Here is a 16010-nt window from a genome sequence, read left to right on the forward strand (position 1 = left end):
GTGGAGCGTTTCGACAGCTCTTTCGAGAGTTTCACCCGCTGCGCCTCGCCGCCCGAAAGCGTGGTCGCCTGCTGGCCCACCTTGATGTATCCCAACCCCACGCGCATCAGCGCGTCCATCTTCTCGCGGATGCTGGGCACCGCCTTGAAGAACGCCTGCGCCTCTTCAACCGTCATGTCAAGAACGTCGGCTATGCTTTTGCCTTTGAAACGAATTTCCAAGGTTTCGCGATTGTAGCGCGCGCCCTTGCAGGTTTCGCATTCGACATAGACGTCCGGAAGGAAATGCATCTCGATCTTGATCACGCCGTCGCCCTGGCAGGCTTCGCAACGCCCGCCCTTGACGTTGAAGGAAAACCGCCCCGGCTTGTAGCCGCGCGCCTTGGCCTCGGGCAGCCCGGCGAACCAGTCGCGGATCGGGGTGAAGGCGCCGGTATAGGTCGCGGGGTTCGAGCGCGGTGTGCGCCCGATCGGGCGCTGGTCGATGTCGATCACCTTGTCGAGATGTTCCAGCCCCTTGATCGTCTCGCAGGGCGCGGGGGTCTGGCGCGCACCGTTGAGGCGCATGCTCGCCGTCTTGAACAGGGTCTCGATGGTCAGGGTCGATTTGCCGCCACCCGACACGCCCGTCACGCAGACGAACTTGCCCAGCGGAAACTCGGCCGTGACCTCGCGCAGATTGTTGCCCGAGGCCTTGACCACGGAGACGGATTTTCCGCTGCCGGCGCGGCGTTCGGTGGCGTAAGGAATGCTCCGGGTTCCGGCCAGGTACTGCCCCGTGACCGAAGCCGCGTCCGCCGCGATCTCCTCCGGCGTCCCCCGCGCCACCACCTGCCCACCATGCACCCCGGCACCCGGGCCGATGTCAAAGACGTAATCGGCCTCGCGGATCGCCTCCTCGTCATGTTCGACCACGATCACGGTGTTGCCCTGGTCGCGCAGGTTCTTGAGCGTGCCGAGAAGCCGGTCATTGTCGCGCTGGTGCAGGCCGATCGACGGCTCGTCGAGCACGTAGAGCACCCCGGTGAGGCCGCTGCCGATCTGGCTGGCCAACCGGATACGCTGGCTCTCGCCGCCCGACAGGGTACCACTTGAACGGCTAAGCGTAAGGTATTCCAATCCCACGTTATTCAGGAAACCGAGCCGCTCGCGGATCTCCTTGAGGATGGCCCGGGCGATCTCGTTCTTCTGGGCGCTCAGATGCTCCGGCACGCCCTCGATCCAGGCCAGCGCCTCGCGGATGCTCATCTGCACCACCTGGCCGACATGCAACCCGGCGATCTTTACCGCCAGTGCCTCCTCACGCAGCCGGTATCCGCCGCAGGCCCCGCAGGGGCGGTTGTTCTGGTAGCGTTCGAATTCCTCGCGAATCCAGCTCGAATCGGTTTCGCGATAGCGCCGCTCCATGTTCGGGATCACCCCCTCGAACACCCGGCTCACCTGGTAAACGCGGCCCCCCTCGTCATAGCGAAACTGGATCTCCTCGTCGCCCGACCCATACAGGAACACCTGCTGCACATGCTCGGGCAGGTCTTTCCACGCGGTGTTGACGTCGAATTCATAATGCCGCGCAAGTGCCTCGATTGTTTGCAGAAAATAGGGCGATTTTCCCTTGCGCCAGGGTGCCAGCGCGCCGTCGTAGATCTTGAGCGCGGCATCCGGCACGACAAGGCGTTCATCGAAGAAGAGCTCAACCCCCAACCCGTCGCATTCCGGGCAGGCCCCGAAGGGCGCGTTGAACGAAAACAGCCGCGGCTCGATCTCGGGGATGGTGAAGCCACTGACGGGACAGGCGAAATTCTCGCTGAAGGTCATCCGCTCGGGCTCGCCTTCGCGCGGAGCGGTTTCCAGAATCGCGATTCCATCAGCAAGGTCGAGCGCCGTGCGCAGACTGTCGGCCAGCCGCGTCTCCATCCCCTCGCGCACCACGATCCGATCGACCACCACGTCGATGTCATGGCGGAACTTCTTGTCGAGCGTGGGCGGATCATCCAGCTCGTGAAAGGTGCCATCGACCTTGACCCGCTGGAACCCCTGCTTGCGCAACTCGATGAATTCCTTGCGATATTCGCCCTTCCGGTCGCGCACGATCGGGGCCAGGAGATAGGCGCGCGTGCCGTCCTCCATGGTCATGATCCGGTCGACCATGTCCTGCACCTGCTGCGCCTCGATCGGCAGACCCGTGGCCGGGCTGTAGGGCGTGCCGGCGCGGGCAAAGAGCAGCCGCAGGTAATCGTAGATCTCGGTGACGGTCCCCACGGTGGAGCGCGGGTTCTTCGAGGTCGTCTTTTGCTCGATCGAAATTGCCGGGGACAGGCCGCTGATGTGATCCACGTCAGGCTTTTCCATCATATCAAGGAATTGCCGCGCATAGGCCGACAGGCTCTCGACATAGCGCCGCTGCCCTTCGGCATAGATCGTGTCGAAAGCCAGTGACGACTTACCGGACCCCGAAAGCCCGGTGATCACCACGAGCCGGTCACGCGGAATGTCCACGTCGATATTCTTGAGGTTATGCTCGCGCGCCCCGCGCACCTCGATGTTCTTCAACTCAGCCATCACATGCCCCCCGGACAGACCGCTTAACAGATAGTCACGCCATACCATAGTGCCAACCCGAAATCGAGAACGAAGGGCGAACATATGAAAATCAACCAACCAACTGCTTAACATTCTGTTTTTCGAATGTTATGTACAGGGTTAAGGCAAGTACGCCATGACGGAACATTGAACAGGAGGACGGCCATGTTCGGCCTTTTCGCAGGCAACAGGATTGAACGCATTGACCCGGTCGAGGCCGTCACCGGCGCGCGCGAAGGAACGGTCACGGTGATCGACGTGCGCGAGATCGGCGAAGTCGCCGCCACCGGCAAGGCCGAGGGGGCCAAACACATTCCGATGATGCTCTTGCGTTCGAAATGTGACCCCAGTCACCCCGAATTCGACCGCGCCCTCGATCCCGACAAGACCGTCGTCTTGTATTGCGCCACCGGCGCGCGTTCATCCTCGGCCGGGCAAATGCTCTGTCGCATGGGGTTCAAGGATGTGCGCAACCTGGGCGGGCTGCGCGACTGGGTGCGGGGTGGCGGCGCCACCGAACGCGCTTAATCCATCGCTTCATTTTTCCGGGCCAAAGCCCAGGAACATATGGGAAAATCCGGATCGTTGGTCAGGTCGTCCCGGTCCGGGTCGTATTTCGGGGGCCAGTCTCTCTCGAGGTTGCGCGCCGCCGCGGCCCGGTTGCCCCATTGCGCGGCCTTGATGTCGTCGGGTGCGAATCCCGCCTCGATCAACAGGTTCTTCAACCCCCGCGCCGACCAGCGCGAACAATCCGCCGGGTCGCCGTGAAACGGGATGTGGAACGGCACGGCGAGCCAGAAATACCCGCCGGGCCGCAACATATCCAGCACGTTGACCGTGGCCATGTAGGGCCGGTCGAGATGTTCCCAGACCTGGTTGGCGAGGATCAGGTCGAACTGTCGCACTCGCCCTTTCGCGTCGAGGAACGGCCCCTTGCAGATGTCATGCTTGGGATACCGAAACCGGCGATAGGAGCGGAAGGCGAACATCTGCCCCCATTTGCCGGAAATCTCGGCGGCATCCATGTTTGCCAGATCCAGCGACTTGAGCCAGCCGCGGCTGGTTTGCTGCATCACGATCCTGTTCAGGCTTCCACTCATCGCCCTCACGCCGGAGTTCAGAAATGGATGGCCCGACCATAGGCATCCAGCACGCTTTCATGCATCATTTCCGAGAGCGTCGGGTGCGGAAAGACCGTGTGCATCAATTCTTCTTCGGTGGTTTCCAGCGTCCGGCCTACAACATAGCCCTGGATGAGTTCCGTCACCTCGGCCCCTACCATGTGCGCCCCCAGAAGCTCACCGGTCCCGGCATCGAACACGGTCTTCACCATCCCCTCGGATTCCCCCAATGCGATGGCCTTGCCGTTGCCGATGAACGGAAAGCGCCCCACCTTGATCTCGTGTCCGGCCTCTTTCGCCTGGGCCTCGGTCAGGCCCACGCTGGCGATCTGCGGATGGCAATAGGTGCAGCCCGCGATGCTCTCGGGGCGCACCGGGTGCGGCTTTTGCCCGGCGATCAGCTCGGCCACCGTCGCGCCCTCGTGGCTGGCCTTGTGCGCAAGCCATGGCGCCCCCGCGAGATCGCCGATCGCGTAAATCCCTTCGACGCCGGTTCGACAGTATTCATCGACCACCACGTGGCTGCGGTCGATCTTGATCCCCAGATCCTCAAGCCCCAGCCCTTCGACATTGCCGACGATCCCCACGGCCGAGATCACCGTGTCGAATTCCTGTTTCTCGGTCTTGCCGCCGGTCTCGATATGGGCGGTGACCTTGCCCTTGCCGCGATCGAGCTGCTTGACCATGGCGCCTTCCATGATGGTCATGCCCTGTTTGTCGAACTGCTTTTTCGCGAAAGCGGCAATCTCTTCATCCTCGACCGGCAGAATGCGCTCCATCACCTCGACCACGGTGGTTTGCGCACCGAGCGTGTTGAAGAAGCTGGCAAACTCGATCCCGATCGCCCCCGACCCGATAACCAGCAGTTTCTTCGGCATCCGTGGCGGTTTCAGCGCATGGCGATAGGTCAGGACCAGGTCGCCATCGGCCTCGAGCCCCGGCAACTCGCGTGCACGCGCCCCGGTGGCCAGCACGATGGATTTGCCCGTCAACTCCTCTTCGCCCTTGTCGGTCTTGACCGTGACCTTGCCCTTGCCGGCCACGCGCGCCTCGCCCATGATCGCCGTGACCTTGTTCTTCTTGAGAAGATGCGTGACCCCGGAATTGAGCTGCTTGGCCACCCCGCGCGACCGTTTCACGACCGCGTCGAGATCGAAACCCGGCTTCTCGACGGAAAGGCCGAACTCCTTGGCGCGATGCATGAGGTGGAACACCTCGGCCGAGCGCAGGAGTGCCTTGGTCGGGATGCAGCCCCAGTTGAGGCAAATGCCGCCCATGTGCTCGCGCTCGATGATCGCCACCGACAGGCCCAGTTGCGCGCCGCGGATCGCGGCCACATATCCGCCGGGCCCGGCCCCGATCACGATCATGTCAAATGCCTTGCCTGCCATGGGCCATACTCCGATTCCAAGTTTAGTTTGACACTAAACTATCCCTCGCCACATCACAACGCAGCCGGGCCGCTCACCCGCGACCGCGCCAGCCAGATGCATGATCGAGGCAGAGTCAGGCCGCGGCGGCCTGTTCCAGCGTCTTGACGGTCGATCCGTAACCACCGTTTTCCACATAGGCCCGCTCTTGCGGGGTGGTCGCGCGCGACAGGGCATCGTTGCGGTATGGAAACCGCCCGAAGCGCCGGATCACCTCGCGATGTGCCCGCGCATGGAGCAGGTTGCCCGCCCCGGTCTCCGGCATCCGTTCCTTCATCAGCCGGACACAGTGTTCCTGATCGCACAGGTTTTCCGAATGCATCAGGGGCAGGTAGAAGAACTGCCGCGCGGGCTCGTCGATCTTCAGATCCCAGCCCTTGTGAATCGCCGCCTTGGCCGCGGCAAGTGCGATCCGGTCGGTCACAAAGGCCTCGCCCGAGCCGCGGAACATGTTGCGCGGGAACTGGTCGAGAAGGATGATATAGGCAAGCACACCGCTGGGATAGGTCAGCCAGAGCGAATAGGCGCCGGTCTGCGCCTCTTTCCACATCGCCAGGAACCGGTCGCGAATCTTCTGGTCAAGGTCGTCCGACGCCTTGTACCACCCGGCCGGCCCGATCTTGTCGAGCCAGAATTCCAGAACCCCCCTCGGGTCACCCATTGGTCCATCTCCTCACGCAAGACCGATCGTCTATTGACATGAAAACGTTACACATCATGCGCCGCCGATGGATAGTAAAGTTTTATGACGATTTGCGACATTTCACGCCCCGGTGGATTCCTGCTCGTCCATTTCCTCGATCGCGATTTCCACCGCAACCGGCGAGGTCGACATCGAGACCGGCGTATAGGAGCTGGTATCCTCCACCGCCGGCGCCGCGCGCCGGGTCATCCGCCAGCCGGCATAGCCTGCCATCGCGAACAGAAGGATGCCGAGGAACACGAAATATCCCGGCGCGCCGATCACCCCCATCATCCAGCCGGTGATCAACGGGCCGGTGATCGCCCCCAAGCCGTTGGCGAAGACAAGCCCGCCCGACACCGCCGCCATGTCTTCATGTTCCACGAAATCATTGGTATAAGCCAGAAGCAGCGAATAGAGCGGGTTCGACGTGCCACCGATCATGAACGCCGCGGCCAGAAGGGCGGGAAAGGCACTGCCAAAGCCAAAGCCGACGATCGCTCCCAGCCCCCCCAGAACGGAAACCGCAAGGATCAGGACCCGCCGGTCCATCCGGTCCGAAACCCATCCCAGCGGATACTGGAACAGGGTCGCACCGACATAGAAGGCCGACACGAACATCGAGATCTGCACCAGCGTGAGCCCCGCCTCGGCGCCATAGACCGCGCCCATGCCGAACTGGGCCGAAAAGACCCCGCCCAGCAGGAACATGCCCACGATGCCAAGCGGCGAGATCCTGTAGATCTGCCCGAGGCTCATCGGCTTGGTGCTCTCGAAGGCCGGCGTCGGTGCGATCGACAACAGAATCGGCGCAAAGGAGATCGACACCAGGACCGAGGGGATGATGAACAGGACGAAACCGGCCGGGTCAGCCACCAGCAAGAGCCCCTGTGCAACGACGATCCCCACCATCTGAACCATCATGTAAAGCGACAGCGCCTTGCCCCGCGTGTCATTGCTCGCCGCGTTGTTGAGCCAGCTCTCGGCGGTGACATAGACGCCCGAGAAGCAGAACCCGATCACCACCCGCAGCACGGTCCAGAACCACGGGTTGGCCCAGACCGCATAGAGCACCAGGATCGCCGAGACGAACGAGGCCAGCGCCGCGAACACCCGCACATGCCCGACCCTTCGAATCAACTCGGGCGTGAGGCGCGATCCCCCGAGGAACCCGACGAAATAGGCCGACATCACGATCGACATCTCGACGGTCGAAAACCCCTCGATGCCACCGCGCACACCCAGAAGCGTGCCCTGAAGGCCGTTGCCGACCATCAACAGCATCATGCCCAGCAGCAGGGCCCAGATGGATGTGAGAACCTGAAACATATGTTTTCCTTTGCGTCTCGCGGTGCCATGCCAGACTGGCACAGCAGGCGTCAGGCTCCAAGGCGACCTGCCGATGCCGTTTTCATTCCCCGGGGATCAAAAGTGACGCATCGCCATAGGAAAAGAACCGATAGCGTTCTTCAACCGCGTGCGCATAGATCCGCATGATCCGCTCGCGCCCCATGAGAGCCGAAACCAGCATCATCAGGGTCGATCTCGGCAGGTGGAAATTGGTCATCAGGGCATCGCACACGCGGAAGGTGAAGCCCGGGTATATGAAGATGTCGGTCTCCCCTTGCCAGGGGGCGATGGCGCCGCTGTCGCGTGCCGCCGTCTCGATCAGGCGCAACGCGGTCGTGCCCACCGGGATGATCCGCCCGCCGCTGGCCCGCGTCGCGGCGATCTCGCTTGCGGCTTGCGCGCTCACCTCGCCCCATTCGGCATGCATCCTGTGCTGGCGCACGTCATCGACCTTGACCGGCAGGAAGGTGCCCGCCCCGACATGCAGGGTCACGTGGGTGAATTGCACGCCCTTCGCGGCAATCCGATCCAGCAGTTCCTCATCGAAATGCAGGCTCGCCGTGGGGGCCGCGACCGCGCCGCGCCTCCTCGCCCAGACGGTCTGGTAGTCATGCCTGTCGCGCGCATCGGCCTTGCGCCGCGCCTCGATATAGGGCGGCAGGGGCATCGCGCCTGCCCGCTCCAGCGCCGCGTCGAAATCGCCTCCGGCAAGGTTGAACTCCAGCACCGCCTGGCCCTCGGCCTTGGCCGTGCAGGTTGCGTCGAACCCGGGAGCGAACTCGATTCGCTCTCCCACGCCCAGCTTGCGCAACGGCTTGATCAGCGCGGCCCAGCGCCCCTCGGGGCGAGGTTCGAGCAAGGTCACCTCCATACCCGCCCGGCTCTCGCCGTCCGGCCCCGGCCGCACCCGCTGGCCCGAGAGCCGGGCGGGTATGACCCTGGTGTCGTTGAGCACCAGCCGATCGCCCGGCCGCAGCCAATCGGGCAGTTCCCGCACCACCGCATCGGTGATCCGCGCGCCTTCTGCCACCAGCAATCGCGCCGACGAGCGCGGGTTCGCCGGTCGCGTGGCGATCAGCCCCTCGGGCAGATCGAAATCGAAATCGGAGAGTTTCATGGGGTTACTGTGTCACCTCGGGCACCGGGCGGCGGAAAATCTCGCGGAACATGCCCGGCGTCAACAGCGAAAACGGATTGACCCGCACCTGGGGCGCGTCGGGCAGACCGAGCAGGCGGAAATTGAACCCGACCAAGCCCTCGCCCCGCCGTGTCAGGACCTGCCCGACGGCGTTGAGCATGTAGAGCGGTGAGAGCACGCCCTGGAACCGCATCTCTCCGCTGTCGAAATAGTAATAGCCATCCATGGATATGCCGAGCGACGCGCCTACCGCGCTCGACTGCAAAAGCGTGACCTGGTCCGGGGCAAGGCGAAACCGCGCATCGACATCCGAGAACAGGATGCCATTGCCGCTCAGTTGCTCCAGAAGCCCAACGACGCTGATCGCGTTGAGCAGCTCGGCCATCGCCGGGGCCTCGCGCAGGCGGATATCGCCGATCCTGAGCGTTCCGTCGAAGTTGCCCGCTTCGGCAACGGGAACCAGCGTAAGGTCGAGATCACCGCCATGTGCATTCTTCAACAGCCCCGCAGACTTGAGCACCCCGCCCGCGTCCTGCGACTGGATGCGGAACGCGCTGCGCCCCGATCTCGGGATTACCCGGCCGGTCACCTCGGCGCCGCCATTGACCTGGCCGGTAAAGGATCCGTCCATCCCGCCCGCAGTCGAGAAGTCGCCACTGAACCCGGTCAGCGCGATGGCATCGCTGATCGTGAGCCGGTCAAGCGTCGCCCGGATCGGCCCGCCCCTGCCCCGAGCCCCCGCGCCGCTGCCGATCTCGGTCTGCCGCAGGTCGACCGTGCCGCCGTCGATACGGATCTCGGGCGCCTGCCCCCGACCCCGCCCGATCAGCGTCACCGGCGCGTCAAGCCAACTGCCGGCGCGCACCCGCTCGAAGATGGCCGCGCGAAACGCGCCGTCCGGTTCTAGATCGAGCTGCCCCGTGGCATTCAGCCCCGGCGCATCCAGCGCGATCGCGCTGATCTCGACCGGCTCGCCCAGCTGGCCCGAGACCTGCAATTGCCCGGTCGCGGCCTCGCCCATCGACCAGCCGATTTCAGGAATGCGCAGGCCCAACCCGGCGAGATCGGACTCCAGCGTGAATTGCGCGGGCGCATCGCGCTGCAATTCCATCGTGAGGTTGCCTTGCGCCCGCCCCTCCACGGCGCCGGGCGGCAGGCCCACGCGGAACTGATCGACAAAGGCCTGTGAAAGCTCGACCCGCCCCTCGACCCGGCTGCCAGTCTCTGCGTCCCGGCGCAGAGGGGTTACGAACCTGCCCTCGATCGGCACCTCTCCGATTCGCCCCGCGCCACTGACCTGCAACCCGGCGGCGTCCGCGCGCAACGCGAGCTCCGGCGCCACGAGGGCATGGCCGGGAACCAGGCTCTCGCTGCGCACGTCCCTTAACTGCGCCGAGATGTCGTAGGACATCTCCTCGACCGGCACATCGGGCTTGCGCGGAAAGACGAGCCGCCCGGTCGCCTCGGCCCGGCCATCGGCGATCGTGACCGGACGCCCGGCCTTGCGCAAAAGCCCGAGCGGTTCGATATCGAGAAGCGACAGGGCGGCGGTGATCGTGCTTTTCGTCTGCAGATCGACGATGCCGGGCCCGTTACGCACCCGCACATCGGGGATGCGGAACTCGGTTCCGGCAATTTCGACCTCTCCGCCCTGCGGTGCCGTCACATGGCCCGCCTCGGCCCTGACCGAGAATTCGTTGCGCAGCAGGCTCGCATGGCCGCGCACGTCCCGCAGGGGCGGCATGGTCTTCGAAAACCGCGTCGTGGCCCCTTCGAACTCGAACCCGAGATAAAGGTCCGGGTCGGCCTCCGGCTCGCCATGCAGGCCGATCTGCACGTTGCGAAAATTCGCCGTGAGAAGATTGTCGCGCACCCAGTCGCGGGTGCGGGGGATGGCCCGTTCTGGCCAGAGCTCCAGCAACCGCTCGGGCGAGAGGTGATTGAGGCGTCCGTCGAGCGAAAAACTCCACCCTTCGGGCGGCGCACGCAGATCGCCCGACATCACGAGGCGCCGCGCCCCGTCCTGCACCGTCATCTCGCCCAGGCTCAGTTGAAACGGGTCGAGCCGAAGCCGCAGATCGGCGCTGGCATTGCTCAGGTTCACGGGCGCGGCGAATACATCGTCGGGATTGGCGGTGATCTCGCTCAGCCGGATCTGCGCGACGAACTCATCCGGCCAAGCGCCCTGCCCGATCGGGTCGGCGCGCGCGGGCGCGCCGACCATGACCTGTCCATCGGCCCGCGCCTGGCCCCACGCGCTGTCGATCGACATCTGGTCGAGCTGCATGATCCGGCTGTTCGGGTCATAGGTGAAATATGTCTGTGCGCTTTGGAACGGGATCGGGCGCGTGGTCTCGGTCGGTTGCAAGACCCCCTCGCCAATGCGCAGCGTCGCGCTCAGCGGCCCGAGATTGCCCTCATGATCCGTCGAGGCCCGCAGCGACCCCGAGATCGGGGCCCGCAACACGTCGAGCCACAACAACGCCGCCGACTGCTCGGCGATGTCGCTGGTGTCGAGATCCTCGAACGACACCCCGAAAACGGCCTCGGGCGTGCCAATCTGCCCGCGATAGCTGACCTCGACCGTGGCGGCATAATCGCGCCCGCCCAGAAGCGCGAAATCGCCGCGCAGGCTCAGCTCGTCGCCCGTCCTCCCCCCGGGCCGGGCAATCTCGATCCGTCCTCCGTCGAATATCCACGCCCGCCCCGCGCGCGCGTCCTCATAGCGCAGGGTCAGCCCATCCGCAGACAGGCTCTCGAACTCCGACAGCAGCGCGAGGTCCAGCACCGCGTCGATCTGCGCGGCAAGGCCCGCGAAATCCGCCGCCTGCCGCACCGCGCCCGGCATCTCGCCGAGGCTCAGTCGCAGCCGCCCATCGACATCCCGCCTGAGCAAGAGCTGCATCCCGGAAAGCCAGAACTGGTTGGGCCGGAATTCGCCCGCCAACAATGGCCAGAGGGCAAAGGTGCTCTCGACATCCGACAGGTTCAGGACATGCCGCCCCTCCGCATCGCGAAGCCGCACATCGCGCAGGTGAACCCGGGGTTGCCAGCCTTCCTCGACCACGAGCACGACCTCGCCCATCTCGATCTCGACGGACTCGACCTGCGCGTTCACCTGCGCCTCGATCTGCGCACGCGCCCATTCGGGCATCACGACCGGTCGGCCGGTCACCGCCAGGGCCGCGACGCCCACCCCCAGCACCAGCGCCGCCATCACGATCAGCGCCATGAGCCCGACCCGACGCCGCAACCCGCGCCCGCGCGGTCCGCGGACGTCCGGGGGCGCCCCTGTCTCGTGCGGCGGGTTCGCCTTGTCGCTGATCCGCTTTTCCTCCATCAGTCCAGTTCTAGCGCCTTCGGTCTGTTTGGGCGAGCGCCGGCGCCCTTCATGGTTCAAGTTTGCGCCCTGACGCCCTAATATGGAATCCCGCATTTGCAAATTGGTAAGGAGCCGCCAATGTCCGACCTGCCCCGCCCCGCCCCCGACTTCACCCTGCCCGCCGATGACGGAACACAGGTGACGCTGTCCGGTCTCCGGCCCGCACCCGTCGTCCTGTTCTTCTATCCCCGCGACAATACCTCCGGCTGCACGAAAGAGGCCCGGGGCTTTTCGGCGCTGCGCTCCGATTTCGACGCCGCCGGGATCAAGATATTCGGTATCTCCAAAGACAGCCTCGCAAGCCATGAGAAATTCCGCGACAAGCAGGATCTGACGATCCCGCTGCTGTCCGACGAGAACGACACCGTCTGCGAGGCATTCGACGTCTGGAAGGAAAAGAAGATGTACGGCAAGACCTTCATGGGCATCGAACGCTCGACGTTCCTGATCGACGGCACCGGGCAGATCGTGGCCGAGTGGCGCAAGGTCAAGGTCGATGGCCATGCCGACGAGGTTCTCGCGGCCGCGAAGGCTCTCTGAATGCCCCAGACCCTCGCCGAAATGGCCACCGACGTTCTCACCTGCGCCGATGGCCGTGAAAAGACCGCGCTGTCGCACCGACATGCCGCTTCGTGGTTTGCCGCGCGCGACGCGGACACGCCCATTCCGCTGGGTCATGCCGAGCCGCCGCTGCGCCCAGCGCGGCCCGCACGCCCCGAACTGCGCGACCCGCGCGACGTGCCCAAGCGCAAACCCGGAAGCGTCCAGGGCCGGATCGCGCTCCTGCATGCCGTCGCCCATATCGAGTTGAACGCGGTCGATCTGCACTGGGACATCATCGCGCGCTTTACCGATATCCCGATGCCAGCCGGATTCTATGACGACTGGGTCAGGGCGGCGGATGAGGAATCGAAACATTTCAACCTGGTGTGCGATTGCCTCGAGGACATGGACAGCAATTATGGCGCCCTGCCCGCCCATGCCGGCATGTGGCGCGCGGCCGAGGACACCGCTGAAGACATCATGGGCCGCCTTGCGGTCGTGCCCATGGTGCTCGAGGCACGCGGCCTCGACGTGACGCCCGGCATGATCGAGATCTTCCGCAAGGCCGGCGCGGATCGGGCCGTGGCCGCGCTCGAAACCATCTATGCCGAAGAGGTGGGGCACGTCGCCTACGGGTCGAAGTGGTTTCACTTCCTGTGCGGACGGCACGACATCGACCCGCGCGACGAATTCCACCGCCTCGTGCGGCATTATTTTCGCGGACCGCTCAAGCCCCCCTTCAACGCCGAGAAGCGCGCCGAGGCCGGATTGCCGCCCGACTTCTACTGGCCTCTGGCAGACGAGACCCCGAAAAAGCATCGGCCGCGTTGAGCAAGCCCTTCAATATCGGCGGTTTTTCGCCGGAATTCGGCGCAACCCCACGTCACGGCGCATTCAGCCGGTCAAAGGCGTTGCCCTCACGAATCCGCCCCGATAATCACGAGATGGTCATGCTTTTCGGAGGATGGCCAAGATGGGATGAGACAGGGGACAGGAACTCGTGAGATCACGACTGGCAATTCGCGTTCATTCGCTTCTCGAACGTTACTTTCCCGAACGACGCGTCTTCCTGCGGTCCGACAAGGATACAAAGTTCATCCGCCTGCGCCCGCATGTGCAGATCGCCGCGGCCGTCGGAAGTGTCACCCTCGTGGCATGGGCGATCGTCGCCACCGCGATCCTGCTGATGGACTCGATCGGATCGGGCAATTTCCGCGAGCAGGCCAAGCGCGACCAACGCATGTACGAGGCCCGGCTGAACCACCTGGCCAGCGAACGCGACGCCCGCGCCGACGAGGCGCTGGCCGCACAGGAGCGGTTCAATTCGTCGCTCGAACAGATCTCGCGCATGCAATCGCAACTGCTTGCCTCCGAGGTGCGCCGTCACGAGCTCGAAACCGGGATCGACGTGATCCAGACCACCCTGCGCCGTGCAATGAAGGAACGTGATTCCGCCCGCGCAGCCGAGGAAGAGCTGCGCCTTGCGCTGGCGGAAAACCCCGGCAACGACACGCTGGGAAGCGCCGATGGCCCGAGCGAAAGCGCGTTCGACATGCTCGCCATGGTGCTCTCGGAAACCGCCGCCGAACGCGACAAGATCATGGCCGATGCCCGCGACGCGATCGCGCAGGCCGAAGAGATGGAATTCGAAATCCGCCTCATGCAGGATCAGAACGAGCAGATCTTCCGCCAGCTCGAAGAGGCGATGGCCGTCTCGGTCGAGCCTCTCGACAAGATGTTCCGCTCGGCCGGGCTCGACACCGACAACATCATCGACCAGGTGCGCAGCGGCTATTCCGGCCAGGGCGGACCGCTCACCCCGCTGACTTTCTCCACCAAGGGCGAAGAGCCGTCACCGGACGCGATGCGCGCCAACCGTATCCTCAACCAGATGGACCAGCTCAACCTTTACCGCATCGCCGCCGAAAAGGCGCCCTTTGCCGTGCCGGTCAAGGACGCCTACCGCTTCACCAGCGAGTTCGGGTATCGGCGCGATCCGAAAACCGGCGGGCGGCGCCTGCATGAGGGGGTCGATTTCGCCGGTCCTGTCGGCACCCCGCTCCATGCCACCGCCGATGGCGTGGTCACCCATGCCGGCTGGAGTTCGGGCTATGGCCGCCTGGTCAAGATCAAGCACGATTTCGGAATCGAGACCCGCTATGCCCACCTGTCCAAAATCAACGTGAAATCCGGACAAAGAGTCTCGCGTGGCGACCGGATTGGTGATATGGGGGCTTCCGGACGTGTGACCGGACCGCATCTTCACTACGAAGTCCGCATCGGCGGCAAGGCCGTCAACCCAATGACCTACATCAAGGCTGCAAACGATGTTTTCTAAGAGCAAGATCAACGAGCCCGGCCCGAAAGCGCCGGAAACACCGAAACCGAGCCAATCCGGCGAAGCGGAATCTGGCGGCGCCAAGCAGGCGGCGGCGAGCGATTACCGCGCCTCGGCCCCCAAGGCCAAGCCGCCCGCATCGGTTCTGTCCTCGGACCTGCACATCACCGGCAACCTCAAGACGACCGGCGATATCCAGATCGAGGGCACCGTCGAAGGCGACATCCGCGCGCATCTGCTGACCGTCGGCGAAGGCGCCACCGTCAAGGGCGAGGTGGTGGCCGATGATGTCGTGGTGAATGGCCGGATCGTGGGCCGCGTGCGTGGTTTGAAGGTGCGCCTCACCGCCACGGCCCGGGTCGAAGGCGATATCATTCACAAGACCATCGCGATTGAATCGGGCGCCCATTTCGAGGGTTCGGTGCAACGACAGGATGATCCGCTGTCCGGGGGAAAGTCGCAGGCGGCCCAGACGCCGCAGTCCGCGGCCAAACCGAACACCGCGTCACAGGCAGCCCCGGCCAAGCCCAGTTCGTGACGCGCCGCGGCTCGCTCTGATAGGTCATCCAGGGGGCGCCTGACCGGCGCCCTCGGTCATTTTGCAAGGCCGCGCCGTTCGAGTTCGGCCACCGTCATCGGCAAACGCTCCGGGCGATCCCGCACTTCGAGAATCAGCCGCGGCGCGGCCGGCGAACGCGCAAGCGCCGCGAACACCGCCGCCCACGGCACACAGCCCTCCCCCGGATGCCAGTGCCGGTCGGCATAGCCATCGGCATCCTGCACATGCACATGGCCCAGATGCGCGCCCGCCTCGGCGATGAAATCGACCACCGGCGGTGCGCCATAGCGGCCATGCGCCAGTTGCGCGTGCCCGGTGTCGATCGACAGCTTCAGGTTCGGATGTCCGATCCGCGCCACCACGTCATTGCGGTCCCGCGGGTCGGTATCGTCGATGTTCTCCAGCATGAGGTCACACCCGATCTCGCCCGCCCGCGCCAGCACCGGGGCAAGGCAGGCCGCCATCGCATCCAGCATCTGGCCATGCAGCTCGGCATAATTGCGCCGGTTGAGAAGGTGCCAGTATGTGAAGGGGCTGTGCACCACCATATGCGTCGCCTCCAGCGCCTCGGCGATCTCCAGTGCCTTGAGCATCCGGGCCTGGATGATCCCGCGGATATCCGGGTCCGGGTTGGACAGGTCGAGCCCGAAAAACGGCCCGTGAATGCCGCGTGCCCCGTTATGACCCTCCAGCGCCGCGCGATACGATTCGATCAGCGGCCCGGGATCACCCGCGATCACCTCGGGCATCACGAAATCCTGTATCTCGATGGCGCGGCCCGGTTCGAAAATCCAGTCGCGCAGCACATCGAGATCGGCGCGCCGGATCGCCACGCCAAGCATTGGAAGGCTCATGTCACGGTCTCCTTTTCATGTCATTTGATACCCG

Annotated in this window: 13 protein-coding genes; 5 read left to right on the forward strand and 8 right to left on the reverse strand. The window is 64.5% G+C overall.

Annotation, left to right across the window (positions count from 1 at the left end; translation table 11 throughout):
- Window positions 1-2558: excinuclease ABC subunit UvrA (gene uvrA / locus ACESL9_RS13310; protein WP_372674968.1), on the reverse strand; the 2558-nt coding region annotated here is incomplete at its 3' end.
- Between the two features lie 186 nt (window positions 2559-2744).
- On the opposite strand from uvrA, the gene ACESL9_RS13315 reads away from it, so the two are divergent.
- A complete protein-coding gene (locus ACESL9_RS13315; protein ID WP_372612169.1) occupies window positions 2745-3107 on the forward strand; it encodes a rhodanese-like domain-containing protein in 363 nt (120 codons plus the stop codon).
- On the opposite strand, the gene ACESL9_RS13320 is transcribed toward ACESL9_RS13315, so the two are convergent.
- The 6 genes from ACESL9_RS13320 to ACESL9_RS13345 form a co-directional block, all read right to left on the reverse strand.
- Window positions 3104-3679 (reverse strand): methyltransferase domain-containing protein, encoded by a 576-nt coding sequence (locus ACESL9_RS13320; protein WP_372612167.1) that lies wholly within the window; start codon window positions 3677-3679, stop codon window positions 3104-3106. The two genes, ACESL9_RS13315 and ACESL9_RS13320, sit on opposite strands and share 4 nt — an antisense overlap.
- Before the next feature lie 17 nt (window positions 3680-3696).
- On the reverse strand, window positions 3697-5091 hold the full coding sequence (gene lpdA / locus ACESL9_RS13325) for a dihydrolipoyl dehydrogenase (RefSeq protein WP_372612165.1): 1395 nt from the start codon (window positions 5089-5091) through the stop codon (window positions 3697-3699).
- A gap of 115 nt (window positions 5092-5206) precedes the next feature.
- Window positions 5207-5791 (reverse strand): DUF924 family protein, encoded by a 585-nt coding sequence (locus ACESL9_RS13330; RefSeq protein ID WP_372612163.1) that lies wholly within the window; start codon window positions 5789-5791, stop codon window positions 5207-5209.
- A 102-nt stretch (window positions 5792-5893) separates the two neighbouring features.
- Window positions 5894-7141, reverse strand: a complete 1248-nt coding sequence (locus ACESL9_RS13335) for an MFS transporter (protein ID WP_372612161.1) — start codon at window positions 7139-7141, stop codon at window positions 5894-5896.
- Between the two features lie 82 nt (window positions 7142-7223).
- Window positions 7224-8279, reverse strand: coding sequence for a tRNA preQ1(34) S-adenosylmethionine ribosyltransferase-isomerase QueA (gene queA / locus ACESL9_RS13340; protein WP_372674969.1), 1056 nt, complete (start codon window positions 8277-8279; stop codon window positions 7224-7226).
- A gap of 4 nt (window positions 8280-8283) precedes the next feature.
- Entirely contained in the window at window positions 8284-11640 is a 3357-nt protein-coding gene (locus ACESL9_RS13345) for a DUF3971 domain-containing protein (protein WP_372612157.1), read from the reverse strand.
- Window positions 11641-11760: 120 nt separating this feature from the next.
- On the opposite strand from ACESL9_RS13345, the gene ACESL9_RS13350 reads away from it, so the two are divergent.
- The 4 genes from ACESL9_RS13350 to ACESL9_RS13365 all read left to right on the forward strand — a co-directional run bounded on the left by ACESL9_RS13350 (window position 11761) and on the right by ACESL9_RS13365 (window position 15101).
- Window positions 11761-12222 carry a peroxiredoxin gene (locus ACESL9_RS13350; protein ID WP_372612155.1) on the forward strand — a complete coding sequence of 154 codons (462 nt, stop codon included), beginning with the start codon at window positions 11761-11763 and terminating at the stop codon, window positions 12220-12222.
- Entirely contained in the window at window positions 12223-13056 is an 834-nt protein-coding gene (locus tag ACESL9_RS13355) for a ferritin-like domain-containing protein (protein ID WP_372674970.1), read from the forward strand.
- A 169-nt stretch (window positions 13057-13225) separates the two neighbouring features.
- Entirely contained in the window at window positions 13226-14563 is a 1338-nt protein-coding gene (locus ACESL9_RS13360; RefSeq protein WP_372612150.1) for a DUF5930 domain-containing protein, read from the forward strand.
- On the forward strand, window positions 14553-15101 hold the full coding sequence (locus tag ACESL9_RS13365; RefSeq protein ID WP_372612148.1) for a polymer-forming cytoskeletal protein: 549 nt from the start codon (window positions 14553-14555) through the stop codon (window positions 15099-15101). Before ACESL9_RS13360 ends, ACESL9_RS13365 begins: the two co-directional genes overlap by 11 nt.
- Before the next feature lie 56 nt (window positions 15102-15157).
- Here the strand turns inward: ACESL9_RS13365 and ACESL9_RS13370 are convergent, their stop codons facing one another.
- On the reverse strand, window positions 15158-15976 hold the full coding sequence (locus ACESL9_RS13370) for a sugar phosphate isomerase/epimerase family protein (RefSeq protein WP_372612146.1): 819 nt from the start codon (window positions 15974-15976) through the stop codon (window positions 15158-15160).
- Window positions 15977-16010 lie beyond the last annotated feature (34 nt).

Source organism: Aquicoccus sp., assembly GCF_041686535.1.
Classification (GTDB): Bacteria; Pseudomonadota; Alphaproteobacteria; order Rhodobacterales; family Rhodobacteraceae; genus Aquicoccus.